Below are 13,812 nucleotides of genomic sequence, written 5' to 3'. Positions count from 1 at the left end.
TTCATGTCCGACAGAACAGCCTGGAGCAGCTTGCGAGTGCCGATCGCCGATCGATAAGCGGCCTTGTCGTCGCTCGCGGCCGGCAGCTCGGCCTTCTCCCGCAGGTCGGGGATGCTCGCCACCACCGCCTTCTTCCGATGACGCAGTTCCTCGACCTCGGCCTTGTGCTGCGCGATCGCACGGTCTGACCCATGAGGGAAGCGGTGTCACCGAGTGCCTTGTGTGCTTCGTGCTCCTTCTCCATCAGCGAGCGCAACACACGAACATCACCGGAGAACCGTTCGTCGCTCGGTTGCAGGAGCAGGGTGGTGATCCGTGGCGGGTGCTTCTGGCCGTAACGGTCGATACGTCCGTTGCGCTGTTCGATCCGGATGAGCGACCACGGAATGTCGAAATGGATGAGTTCGTGGCACTGACGGTGGAGGTTCACACCCTCGCTGGCGACGTCGCCGGTGACGAGCACGCGAATGGCAGAGCCCTCCTGCTTGAAGGACTCGACGATCTCCTGCTGCTCGACGTCGCTCAGCCCACCGTGCAGAACACCCACCTGGCCATCGGACATCTTTCGGTCCTTGATGATCCTGTCGCGCAACCAGTGAAGCGTCGCGATCCGCTCGGCGAAGATGACCACTCGCTCGCTCGACGATGAACCGATTCCGATGCGGTCGAGCTCGCCGAGCAGTGCGCCGTACTTCCTGACCTTGCCCTGAGCCTTCTCGCCGAGCTCGACGAGACGTTCGAGCGATTCGGTGTCCGAGACGGACAGATTCTCGGCGCGCTTGATCCGTGCCTTCGCCGTCTCGGCCAAAGCGACGGGTGACGACAGGAACGCCTTGGCCAACGTCCAGCCGAACAGTTGCTCGGCACCGGTCCGCTTCGAGTCGCCGTAGATCCAGTGGTCGGCGATCTCCTGAGCGATCGCGTTCTCCTCGGCGGACGCGGGCACCAGGATGTTCTGCGGCTCCGTCCGCTCGGCCCAATCGGCGCCGACCACGCTCGCGACCTCCGGGGAGTGCCGGTGACGCCGTACGACCAGCCGCTTGATGTCGGCGGGGTCGATCTCAACGTCGGGCCCGACGGCTGTCGGCTCGAGCAGCCGCATCAACTCGGCGAAGGACTCCTTCTTACCGTTGTGCGGAGTGGCGCTCGCCAGGATCAGTGCATCGGTCTGCGGTGCATGGACATTCGCGAGCCGGTTGTTCTGAGTCGCCCCGGTGATGTTGTGGGACTCGTCGATGACCACGGCGTCCCAGTGGTGCTTGCGCAGATGGGCGAGATAGCGATCGCTCTTCAAGGTGTCGATCGAGATGATCGCCCGTTTGTAGAGACTGAAGGGGTTGCGAGTCGCCGGAAGCCGGCGTCGCACCTGTTGGATGCCGACCGAGTCGAGCCGGACGAACGGCAGCGCGAACCGCGTCCACATCTCGTGCTGCATCTGTTCGAGCACGTGCCGTGGGGTGACGATGAGAATGCGTTCTCCTCGACCACGGCGCACCAGCTCCGACAGGATCATGCCGATCTCAACGGTCTTGCCCAGGCCGACCGCGTCAGCGAGCAGGATGCGCGGCCGCAGGATCTCGGGGTCGAGTGCCTTACGGACCGCGCTGCGCTGGTAGTCGAGCGGGTCGAGCAGCATGTCGTCGGCGACCGCGAGCGTCGAGTCACCGACCGGCAGCGGCGTCTTCCGCAGTGTTGCCTCCAACCAGAGGCGGGCGCGGCGATAGTTCGGCGAATCGTCGGCGACGACCTTCGTCAGCTTCGGGTCGAAGACCTCGATCTCGTCGAACGCCTCACTGAACTGAGCCGTTGTGCCGGCGACGAGTTCGGACAACCCCTGGGCCGTGATCAACGTGCCGTCGCGGTTCTGGGAGACCTGCGTGACGAGCCACTCCTCGTCGCGCACCACCACCAGGGAACCCGGAGCGAGATTGTCCATCGTCAAGGTTCCACTCGGCATGTGTTGCATCGTAATCAGGTCTCCTCGACTGCTCCGGAATGCGAATTGCGTTGTGCTGCCTATATCTCGGCCCCTGAGGTCACAAGTGAGAGAACAGCCCGTCCTCGCCTTCAGCGCCGACGAGGCAGGCGCGATCGAGGACGACGTTGAAACGCTCGCAACTCGTTTCGGGAAGCAGCAGGCACGCGTGGCAGGCGCACAGGTTCATGCCGTCGACTCCGGTGGGGCCGGACTCGATGCAGACCGGGTCGCTCGTACACCACTCCGCCCGCTTGATCGCCGAACGAAGAATCCCATTGAACCGATGGGGGTCGCTGAGGGCAGCCAGCCCACCGAGACTTCCGGCGCTGTCCGCCGTCGCGGTGTAGATGAGAATACCGGCTTGGTTCTCGGCGTCGTAGACGCGTTCACGCAGCGACGCCGCCGGATAACCAGCGGTGAGTGAGAACTCGTCGACGAGGGCGTGGGCAAGCGTATGCAGAACAATTGTCCGTTGGCTCACCTCGAAGCGCCGGGCCAGCGAGGTGGCGGGCAGGCGCTCCTGTACCTCGAGGAGTCGTCGTGCCCGCTCCCGTGCGAACGTGGTGTTCGACCATTGCGTCAGCTTGTCCTCGTCGAGTCGGACGAAAACACCCTCCCCGAGCACCTCGACCGCCGGCAGCCAGTCGATGTCCTTGGACACACTCAGCGGAGACAGCATGGCCTCTCCGGTATCCGGGTCCTCGGGAGCGCTCGGTGTCACCCGCGAGAATCCGGCCAGGGCACGTACCTCCCGGAGCCGGGAGACACGGGAGATCTGCGCGACGGCCTCGTCCACATCGCTGCCGGTGAGGTCGGTCTCCACGCACAGAAATTGGTGACTTCCCTCCTGATCCTCGTCCAGCCCGTTGACCAGTGCGCGGTACTCCTCGGCGCGCAGTTCTGCATCGCTGGGCCGCCGCTTGCGGCCGGCAGAGGGCGAGAGCATCTCGTCGATGGCCTCGATGATGTCTTCGACCGAACAACCCGGCGGCGGCAGGAACATCCCAGCGAGATCCTCGCTCGACTTCGACGGATTCGCGTCGCGGAACTTCCGTTCGGCGAAATCGCGCGCCCGCGAGCGGACCGAGGGAATGGAGATCGCGGAGCGGGTCGAGGCGAACCAGACGTTCGAGGAACCGCGTTGAAGGGTGCGTGGCACCTGATCACAGTCCACCGGGTCCTTCGGTTCTTCCGGCAACCAAGGCCGCCTTCCGAAGCACGAAGTGACATCCTTCAGTGCATTGAAGTCGAAGGCTCCTTGAAGCGAGCGCGACTTGCCGCACGAGCAGTCGACGACGAGGTCCGCGAGCGCCGACGATCGTCCTTCGGTGTTGAGCTTCAGAGAGTGACCGTCGCGGTCCTGTTTACCCCGCCCGTGCACCCACGCGAAATACGGGAAATCGTCGATATGTCCTCTTGGGCAACAGGCGACGAACCGCGAGGGTGCGATGACACCGGTGCATTCACAGCGTCGGCTGTCACCCCTCGCGAGTTTCCATGAGACGTCGAGCCGACGACAGTCCGGGCAGAAGGCCCAATCCGGGAACCGGACGACCGGAACATCGCCGGCTTTCCTTCCCGCGGCCGGCAGGCGGAACGTGTGGACACCCATGCTCTCGGCCAGCCGTGGCTCGAGCACCTCCGGGCCCTTGGGCCAGTCGTCGAGACCGCAGATCATCACGCTCTCGTTCTCGGCGGGGAACAGCGATCCGATCCCGAAGGTCGACACCATGCTGCTGCGGCGACCACGTCCTGCACGCTTAGCGCTCACGGGAGCTCCTACCTCTCGTCCGGACGAAGAACAGAGTGGATTCGGCGTCGACGTCGCGCATGCTGGTGAGCGTCGGCCATGGAGTTTCGGTGACCGGGAAGTTCGGCGACACGTCGTCGTCGGCGCTGACCGCCCGGGAGGCCTCCTGGATGAGTGCTCCGACTCGTTTGTCGAACCAACCGGGATAGTGGTCGATCTTGTATGCGTCGTTCATCCAGTTTCCGATGAGTTCGTCCAGTTCGTCGCGCACCTTGTCGGGGGACTCGTCATCCGGGCTGTAGGACGAACCCGACCTCACGACATCGACCCGACGCACGATCTCGTCGACACAATGTTCGAGTTCCTGTTTCCAGTCCTCGATCTTGCCCGCGGCCTGATCCGGCGCCGCAGCTTTGATGGTGAGCCGGGCCATCGAAACGAGAACCCCGTGCAGCGCTCTGTCCCTCGCCCGTGGAGCAAAGGGCGTGGCACCGGTCGCCTCCACGTGCCGATAGAGCATCCGGTGGTAGCCGGCGAAATTCTCGTAGTGCGACAGGTCTCGGCTTCGAGCCGCGTTGAACATGGTGACCACGAGACCCGGCATGCGGCGCCCGACGCGAGACGTCGCCTGGATGTACTCCGCGGTGGTCTGCGGTTGCCCCATCACCGCCATGAGCCCAAGGCGATCGACGTCGACTCCGACCGAGATCATGTTCGTGGCCAGAACCGTGTCGGCAGCGTCGACCTCGCCCCGCTGCTTCTCGAGGATCTTCAGTTCCTCCGGGATCTCGCTCGACTTCTTGCGCGAGGTCATCTCGCGCGGGTCGGCCAGCTCTCGCCTGTCCTCGCCACGACGGTTGGCGATCACCTGCATCTCCATGGGGACGTCGTCGATCACCTGGATGAACGCGCCACCGAGCACCCGCAGACTGTTGAAGTAGCCCAGCAGCGTCCAGTACAGGTCGGCGGTCTCATCATCCGCACCGACGGCTGCCGCGCTCTGCAGCAGAGATGCATAGACACGAACCATGACGGTCGTGTGGCTGGTGCCGGCTCCCATGACTCCCACGTACTCACGCGACCCCTTGACCTCCTTCGGTGCCTCCACCGCGAAGTAGGAGTGCCGATAGGTACGCCCAGGCGGCGGGAACTGGCGCGCCTCGCGGGCGAACACCGCCCGCACCTGGTCGGTCGCGCGACGAATGGTCGCGGTCGACGCGACCACCTTCGGACGATGCGGACGACTGCACGCCGCATCGACAGCGGTCTCGTACAGACCGACCACGGTGCCCAAGGGGCCGCTGATGAGATGGAGTTCGTCCTGGACGATCAGGTCCGGCGGCGGGTCGGCGTGACTGCCGGTCGTCGAACCCTCGGTGCCGAACAGATTCCCGACATCACGCTTCCACGGCATCATTGCGAACTTGTCGACCGTGCCGATCAGCAGCGACGGACGCTCCCGGTAGACGTCCTCGTCGACGATCCACACCGGAAGCTCGTTGTGGAACCGACAACCCGTGTTGCGGCAGGACACGGTCATCCGACCGTAGGCCACTTTGTACTGTTTGTGCGTCAATTCCGTTCCGCACCAGGGACATTGCCTGAGTTGAACCGGATCCGCCGCGTCCTCGACATCGTCGGCCGGGTTGTGTCTGTTGGCTCGGCGGAGCGCGCGGTTGGCATCCTCGAGCTTGTTCGGTGTCGATGCCTGTCCTACCCACAGGCCGATGCTGATCGGCTTGGTGGTCGGGAGCTCACGCAAGCGCAGATCCTCCAGCGCACAGATCAGTCCGGTCGCTCGTTGGTACTGCTGGAGCGTCAGCAGGCGCAGCGTGTACCGCATGAGAACGGAGACGCCGGCTGCCTTCGGATCACGGATGCGGCGAAGCATGATCGAGATCGCGACGAGGCCGAGGTATGCCTCCGTCTTTCCACCACCGGTTGGAAACCAGAGCAGGTCGGCGAGCTCGCGTTCGGCTGAGTCGGCGACAGCGAGCCCCTCGAGGTTCACGAGGATGAAGGCGATCTGGAAGGGACGCCATCCCGCCTTCTCGACATCCGCCTGCGACGGATCGCCGATGCCGCCGTTTCGATGAAATTCCTGACGGCTCCGCTGCTGGGCCATCGCCAGGTTCATCAATCGGAATGCCTGCCGCACATCGTCGTTCGTACGGAGCAGGTTGATTCCACGCAGCATTCGGTCGGCGGCCGCGCCGGCCTCTGTCTTGTGGCGGTCGAGGGCGTTCGAGTCGTCGGCCGACAGGTCGTCGTCGGACAGGCCATCGATCCAGCGCCTGTAGTCCTCGACCAGCGACTCCAGTTCGCCGAACGTCGTGGAGTCCGCCAGGTGCGTCATTCTCAGATCGACGGAATCAAGACCGCCCGGGTCACTCAGCAGGAGTTCGTGCCGAGGAAGGAAGGTGGTCGAGATGGATGTTGCCTGAGCGTCGTCCCACTCGACTGCGCAGCCGTGGCCGATCGCATAGGACTTCACATCGCTGAACAGCAGGTGCTGTGCCTTCACCTCGTCGTCGTCCAGGCCGGCAACGACCGTTTCACGACGGGCGCAGAGCACACCCTCCGGCGCGGACACGGTGATACACGGACGGAACCAACAGGCACCGTCCTTGTCACCCGGTTCGGCGACGGCCGAATTCACCAAGGCAACGGTCACCGCCACCACCTCGTCGTCCGCCTGACGTACGACGATCCTGAGATCCAGACCCGGAACAAGCTCGACATCACGGTTGGCGGGAACAGTCAGGTCGATTTCGATCGGGTCTGGGGCGACCTCTTCACGAACCCAGCGCTCGTCCGGCTCCGAGGCGATCTGCCGGTACCTCGCTGCGGTCACCGTCAGGGTCACCGTCCGCCCCTGCGTCGGATCGCCCGCGAACGTCAGGCCCATCGTGCGCGGGTACCTCACCCGAGCAAGTGAGACGACCGGGTCGTCGAGTCCCTCGGTCACCGATGCGCCGGCGTTCCCGTCGTTCGAAGTGTCGACCTGATCGGCCTCGGGGGTGTCTGGAGTGGCCACCGACGAAAAACTCGTGTCGGGGTAGAGCACGCCGACGACGAACCGTGACATCGGCTTTTCGCTGAGTTCCTGGTCGAACTCACCACCGAGGAGATCTTCCTCGAGCCTTCGGACGACGAAGTCCCTTGTCCTGTATGCGTCCTGAAGTGATGGCATGTCAGCTCCACTCGAGATCGACGGATCCGGATATGCGAGCTGCGACCCAAAGGCCGTGCCGGCCGGGCTGCTCGCTCCTTGGTTCGCCGAGGGCGGTCTCGAAGCCGTCGACCCGCCCTCCGTTCAGACGTGGGATGACCCCTCGGGCGCACTCCCGTGCCATGAAGCGCCCGAAGTGCTCTCCGGTGCGAGCGATCGGCTCATCATCGACCGACGCCACCCAACTCGGGAACTCGTTTCCTGCCTCGTCGATCAAGGGCTCGGTCTCCTCCCAGGTGACGATCGCGCCGAGAGTCTCGGTGACCCCTGACCCCGTCGCGCCGAAGGCTCGCGCCATCCTCGGTTCCATCAGCACGCCGAGCAGACCTCGAGCACGGAAGGGCCGCTTGACCCACGGCCGCTCGCCGTCGCCGTACGCGGCTCGTCGCCATCTGCCCACGTCGATGCCGTCGACCTTGGTCACGCGGTCGCGGCCTCTCGACATTGCCACGTACAGCATCGAGGCCATGCGTTCGGCGTCGCCGAGATCGTTGCTCCAGTCGTCGGAATCGACCAACACCACGTTGTCGAACTCCAGGCCCTTCGCCCGGTGAACCGTCGAGACCACGATGGGGCTCTCCGGCACTCGCCTGAACATGTCTCGACCCCGAAGGCCGGCGAGTTGCCGCGCGAAGGTGCGGATGTCCACGCCTGAGCCGGCCCCTGCCACCGTCCTCATCTGCCGCCAGGCTTCGTCCACGTCGGGGCATCCGGCCCCCTCGGCCACAGCCATGAACTCGGATCGCTCGATGCGGGTGTGCTGGTGATCGGCCAGTGCGAGGGCGATCCACGCCGGGTGGCTCACATCCCGCGCTTCCGCGACCGCCTCGGCTCGGACGCCATGGCGGGCAAGCGCTGAGGCAGCGAGCGCCGCACGGGCGTTGGTGTCGCACAGCAGGACGGTCCGGCCACGCCACGAGGCGATCGTCTCGACAGCGTCCTCGTCCAGTTCTCCCAGGGGCGACAGATCAGCTGAGGCGGTCTCGACACGCCGCCGTCTACGCGACGGATCGAGACCCTCCAACTCCTTGCGGAGTCGACTCATCTCGCCGGCGACCGTTGTGCGGGAACGATATTCACCACGAAGGTCGCGCTGTGCCACGTTCCGGCGGCGACGGACCGAATCGAGAAACTGTTGACTCGTCATCGGGTGGTCATCGGTCAGCTGGAAGTCGTAGAGCGACTGCAGCGGATCACCGAGCAAGGTGAATCCGGCATCGTCCGGCAGTGCCTCCAACAGTGCGAGCACGAACTCCGCCCGTACACCGACGACATCCTGCACCTCGTCGACGATCACGTGCCGAATGTCGCCGAACACATCGTCGCCCGCGGCCATGAGCGCGATGGCCTGCAGGACCGTGTCGTCGTAACTCTTGAACGGAGCCGGCGAATCGGACAGTTCCTCCACGAGCGATGCCGCAAGCGAGTCGATCGTGCGCACACGCACTCCCTGACCCTCGTCGACGACGTGCTCGGTACGTCGTCGCACGACGCTCACCGCTGCGCGACTGAAGGAGATGACCAGGATCTCCTCCGGGTAGAGCTTGTGTGTCGCAACGAGATTCGCTGCCAGTGCACCGACGGTCTCCGACTTGCCCGCACCGGGTCCCGCGAGCACGATCTGCCGCGTTTCCGGCTCGACCTCAGCCACCTCGCGCTGCGAGGAGTCCAACTCCGTCATGCGCCGTCCGCCTTCCAGAGGTGGTCGAAGTGCTTGAACGCGAACTCACCGCCGTAGTTGGTCAGGTTGTCGGCCACGTTGACGATGAGGACGTCCTCCGAACCACCGTTGAGCGGGCCGCGCAGACCTCGACCGATCATCTGCTGATAGACGTTCGGGCTGAATGTCGGGCGGGTGATGTAGACGGCGTCGACCGCCGGCACATCGAAGCCCTCGGTGAACACGTTGTAGTTGGTGAGCACACGCACCCGCCCGGCCTTGAAGTCCTCGACGTACTGCCGTCGGGCCGAAGACGATGTCTGACCGGACACTGCTCTCGCCTCCACACCGCGGTAGGACAGCAGCGCGGCGAGCACCTTCGCGTTCTCCACGGACGTCGCGAACACCAGTGCGCGGCTGTCGGCGGGGAGTTCGGCGAGTGAGTCGACGATCGTGTTGTTCCGCTTCTCGTCCTCACCTAGTCGACCTTCCACGCGTGCCGACAGACGTCTGAACTTGTCGGCCTCCGCGATCTCGTCCGCGGTCAGCGTGATGTCGGAACCCGCGAGTTCGATCTGTCGGATGGCGGCGAGCACCCCCATGCGCTGCAGGGTCGGGTACGGATCGTCGTCAGGGAAGACTCCTTCGTCGAGCCGACGGTCGTAGCGGCGCACCAGCGTCTCGGTCTCACGCTGATTGAAACCGCGGAACGGAGTGGCAGTCAGCCCGAGGAGCGGGGTCTCCATCTCCGCCACGCGGACGGTGCCTCCGAGGGCGGCCAGAATCCGGGTGTACTGCGGACCGACGGACTTGTGCGCTTCGTCGACCACGATCAACGCGGGGTTGCGGAGCCAGCCATAGGTTTCCCGCCAGTCGTCCCGGTCGATGATGGAGGAAAGTTTGCTGTCGGTCGCGACCACCACCTGCAGGCCGTCCCGCTCGTTCGTGTCGTTGGTGGACCAGAGGCGACTTACGTTGAGCGCAGTGCCGGGTCGACCGAACTGTCGCCAGATCGTCGCCCAGGTCTGGACCGCCTGCTCGCACAGCTCATCGGTCTCCGCGAGCCAGACAACACGAACATCGTGATCGACGTCCGCCATGTACTCGACGACCGCCTGCACGGCGACACGGGTCTTGCCGGCACCCGTCGGCAGGGAGACCATCCCTCTGTTCACCCGCACCGGAGCAGTGAACAAGCGCTGGATGCGCTGTGCGATCTTTCCCTGGTAGTCGTGGAGAGGCCCCAACGTCGGCGGACCTTCGATCTCGACCTCTGCGTCACGTGGCGAACCGGCGAAGCCGGCGAACTCGGCCGGGAAGCAGAGGTCGCGCACCCAGGCACGGGCGGTGCTCCGACCGGCCCACATCGCCGGAGGATCCAGCTTGTTCTGTCTCAGGCCGCGCGCGTGGTTCTCCAGAACGGCGTAGCCGTCCACCGCAATCGACAGCCTCGCGATCTCGACGTCCTCGAGTTCCCGGCCGAGCGAACTCCGCATCGCTTCGAGAGCGGGCGCCGGAATGGACGACCTCAACTCATCGGCACCGATGGCGAGGACAAGCTTCTCGTGAAGGTCCTCGGTCTCGGCGATCGTCGCTCGCAGCTTGCTGAGGCGTTGATCCTCCATCCGCTTCAGGACGACATGCGGCTTGATGCCATCGCCTGTCGCGCGGCCTACCTCGAGCAGGACATCGCGGTCCTCGATCGCCGTCGTGTAGAGGACACCGTCCTCGAGGCGAGAGGTCAGTGGCGACGAGACCTCGCCCTTGTTCGGGATACGCGTCAGCAGTTCGATCCGACTGCACGGCTGGACGTCGAGATCGTGCCATTCGAGGTCGAGCATGTTCGCCAGTGGTGGAAAACGGTCGAGCAACCGGTACTGCTCGCCGGAGGCGTCCCTGCTCACGGTCTGAGTGAGCAGATCGTCGCCGACATCCAGTCCCCAGGACTCCACCAGGCACGCGGCGTCGTTCTCACTCGCGGAGAGAACGACCGGGATGTCCGCCTCGACCAACTGGCGGTGAACCGTTTCGTCCGCGGTCACCGCGACGTCCGAGGGCGGCACTTCTGCGTGGCCACGCCCCCGATCGACCTTGATCCTCGCCGGGGCCGGCACACCTGAGTAGGCCGCCCACGCGTACAGGTGGAATCGCCGCGGCGGCTCCCATCCCGTCGCCCGGTCGAGCATTGTCTGCCACGCCTGATCGTCGAGGTCCTCCGGATCGGACTTCATGCGGAGGAGTTCTGCGTGCCGGTCCGACACCGGCCAGGTGGCATACGGCAGGCACCGTTGATCGCGTTCGTCGATGTCCTCGTCCGGGCGCACGAGTGTGTTCGACACCGACATGAGTCCTGCGACGGTCTCGAACACGCCGAACTTCGCCAGTCGGAACCAGGTCGGGTCCACCACCGAGAACGACTTTCCGCCGCCCGCGCGGGCAAGACGCCACTTCTCGTCGCCGTCCAACTCCCTAAGCGCGATACGGGTCAGCACGGCACGGCCTTCTGCGGAGAGGTCACCGAAGAACTCCAGCGGCCACAGCACCCGGCCGCGGTCGATCTCGATGTTCTCGTCGGGCAAGCGCGGCTGTTGTACCTGCTTGCGGTACTGGTCCCGTGCATCAGCAGCCCGCGCCGATCGCCATGGTTCTGCCGGAGCGTCGGCGATCCGATGCGGTTGCTCGACCAACCCCAGTGCGGACAGCAACACAAGATCTTGCTGGTGGAAACGATGATCGACGACGAAGTTCGCGTCCCGTGAACCATCCGCAGGTATGACTGCCCCGGGAAGGAAGACTTGCCCCGGTGACTTCCAGGTGCCCGCGACGGTACGCACCTGGAGCCTGGTCGGCAGTTCCCTGCCGAGCACCTCGCGGAAGATGCGTTCGGCCTCGCCCTGCTCGAGACGTCGGGCCGACGTCCACACCCGCGCCCAGTCGACCCGGGGTGCAGACAACTCGTTGCGCAACTCCCCCGCGTCGTCGAAGATCTCGATGCCCAATGTGCGTAGCGCGCGTTCCACCCCGGCGTCCGCCGCCAACACCTGATCGATGATCATCTGACCTGATGCTGCGTTGCCTCCGGGCAGGAATACCTGGCCGGGCCGAGGAGGGGCCAGCATTCCGTCCTCGAGCAGGAGGACGCGAGCGCCGACCGCGACACTGCGTTGCGACGGGTCGCGTTTGACGACGGATGCGAGAATGCGCACGGCGGCAGCAGACCCGTCGACTCCACCTGTCTTCGCGATGTGCTCGACCCACTCCTTGAGGTCGACCGCCCCACGGTTGTGGAGCGCCAACAATCGCGAGACCTTCGAACGTCGCTCAGCGCTCTGCAAGGAATGATGAGCCCACGCGTCAGGATCTGTGCAGGCGTCCGCCCAGGCGGCCAACTCCTCCGCGGTCACATCCGAGGGGTGGAGCTTGACCCGAGTCGGGTGGCGAAGTTGCCCCTCCATGTTGGGGATGCACTGACCTGCTCCGACCGCCTTGTAGACCGGGCCGTTGATGATGTCGTCGGCGTGGCCACGACTTTCCTTGCCTCGTGCTGGAAGCACGTCGACAGCCGCGCCGGGCGCATCCGGGCGAGCCACGGAACTGAGTGCCGACGAGACGAGGCCGGGCAGCACCTCGGTCAGAATTTCGTCGTTGAACGCTCCGGCGAGGAGGCGCTCACGGTCGTCGGCCAGCTTCCAGGGGGCGTTGACGATCCCGGACAGGGTGGTCAACTCGGCGGTCGGGAAGAATGCCCAGAAGCTGCCGATCCGCTGATTGACGCCCTCCACGGGTGCCGCCCAGCTCACCTGCACGCTCTCCCGGGCAGCTTGATATCCACCGTCTCTCAAAGCGGCCGCGCTCGGCAGGTGGGTGCGGGTGACCACCGACCACGACGAGCGCTTCCCCGCATCGTCCAACCTGATCAGCCCGTCGGTGCCTCGATCGGCAGTCACACGTCTCGCGGCCCCGCCGGACCGGTCTTCGAGATCCAGCCTGGAGACATGGCCGGAGAACAGCAGAAACTCTGCTGGGAAGTCCTTGATCGACTTGGCGATGACCTCGCGGTTCGTCAGGCGCGGCAGCACGACGACGGTCGTCGCCCAGCCCATCAACTTGTCCAGTACAGGGTCGTCTCGACGCGCGCCATGTGGGTCGAGCGCCCTCGCCAATCGCGCCACCGGGTAGTGCGAACGGCCCGAGACGACCCGGGACAGTTCGGACTTCGACCATTCGCGATCGAAACCGAGCGACCCCGAGCGGCTGAAGATCTTGGGGCTGTCCGTCACCGCCAGAACGGACTTGAAGCCGAGGCCGAAGCGTCCGATCTGTTCGTCCCGCTTACCCGACAGGTGAGCGGCCATCAATGTCTCCACGCCATGAACGGAGAGCGGCTCGCCGGAGTTGGCGACGTACAACGTGTGGTCGGTGAGGATCACCTCGCAGCGACCGTCGCCCGACCTCATCGCGTCGGCGGCGTTCTGCAGGAGTTCGAACAATTGGCGCTGTGCGTAAGCGCCCTCGGAGATCGAGCGTTCCGTGTTCGCGTCTTCCTCGAGACGCTTCGGATCCGTCCGGTACGTGTCGATCAGTCGCCGCGACTGCTCCTCCACGGCAGCAGCTATCGCTCCGTCGAGGCCGATCCAATCCTGCATTCGCACCCCTTGATCACGAACGACGACGTGGGGCGCCGATGCCCCACGCATTCGACACTTGTATCACCTCCTGTGTCGTAGGTCACTGCCGTTGGCCGAATCGAGTGCAATCTCAACGATTTCCACGGCGTCATCGACGGGAACGTGCTCCCAGACCCTCACCGGCGTCCAGCCCAGGGAGCGAAGATGCGTGTCGGTCTCACGGTCACGTTCCACATTCCGCCGTAACTTGTCCTGCCACCACTGCTCGTTGTTGCGCGGGAACGTCGCGTGCTCGGGGCAGGAATGCCAGAAGCAACCGTCGACGAACACCGCGACCCGTTTCTTGGTGAAGAGGATGTCGGACCGGCGCCGGGACATACCCGGCAGCGCGGTATCCACTCGGAACCGGTGACCCCGCCGATGGAGAGCGCGACGGAGCAGCACCTCAGGCTGCGTGTCGCGGCGGCGCTGACGACTCATCCGGCTGCTCACACCGGCGAGCGCAGGACCAGGCTCTGACATGGACTCACGGTAACGACCCACACATTCGCGAAGGTGCCGCGA

Annotated in this window: 6 protein-coding genes; all 6 read right to left on the bottom strand. The window is 65.1% G+C overall.

Annotation, left to right across the window (positions count from 1 at the left end; translation table 11 throughout):
• Position 1 precedes the first annotated feature (1 nt).
• The 6 genes from FB459_RS02280 to FB459_RS02255 all read right to left on the bottom strand — a co-directional run bounded on the left by FB459_RS02280 (position 2) and on the right by FB459_RS02255 (position 13,770).
• Positions 2-1,957 (bottom strand): helicase-related protein, encoded by a 1,956-nt coding sequence (locus FB459_RS02280; protein WP_141927319.1) that lies wholly within the window; start codon positions 1,955-1,957, stop codon positions 2-4.
• A gap of 79 nt (positions 1,958-2,036) precedes the next feature.
• Positions 2,037-3,749 carry a DUF1998 domain-containing protein gene (gene drmB, locus FB459_RS02275; RefSeq protein WP_141927318.1) on the bottom strand — a complete coding sequence of 571 codons (1,713 nt, stop codon included), beginning with the start codon at positions 3,747-3,749 and terminating at the stop codon, positions 2,037-2,039.
• Positions 3,739-6,921 (bottom strand): helicase-related protein, encoded by a 3,183-nt coding sequence (locus FB459_RS02270; RefSeq protein ID WP_141927317.1) that lies wholly within the window; start codon positions 6,919-6,921, stop codon positions 3,739-3,741. Before FB459_RS02270 ends, drmB begins: the two co-directional genes overlap by 11 nt.
• A 1-nt stretch (position 6,922) precedes the next feature.
• Positions 6,923-8,641, bottom strand: a complete 1,719-nt coding sequence (locus FB459_RS02265) for an ATP-dependent helicase (RefSeq protein ID WP_141927316.1) — start codon at positions 8,639-8,641, stop codon at positions 6,923-6,925.
• The gene (locus FB459_RS02260; protein WP_170221653.1) at positions 8,638-13,266 is read right to left on the bottom strand and encodes a DEAD/DEAH box helicase; all 4,629 of its coding nucleotides are present in this window, start codon (positions 13,264-13,266) and stop codon (positions 8,638-8,640) included. The genes FB459_RS02265 and FB459_RS02260 overlap by 4 nt, the downstream gene beginning before the upstream one ends.
• 63 nt (positions 13,267-13,329) lie before the next feature.
• Complete coding sequence (locus FB459_RS02255) at positions 13,330-13,770, bottom strand: very short patch repair endonuclease (protein WP_246092289.1); 441 nt, start codon at positions 13,768-13,770, stop codon at positions 13,330-13,332.
• Between the last annotated feature and the right edge of the window lie 42 nt (positions 13,771-13,812).

Origin of the sequence: Yimella lutea (assembly GCF_006715095.1) — a bacterium.
Lineage (GTDB): Bacteria > Actinomycetota > Actinomycetes > Actinomycetales > Dermatophilaceae > Yimella > Yimella lutea.
The sequence above is the reverse complement of the archived record's forward strand: the minus strand, read 5'-3'. Positions and strand labels throughout refer to the sequence as shown.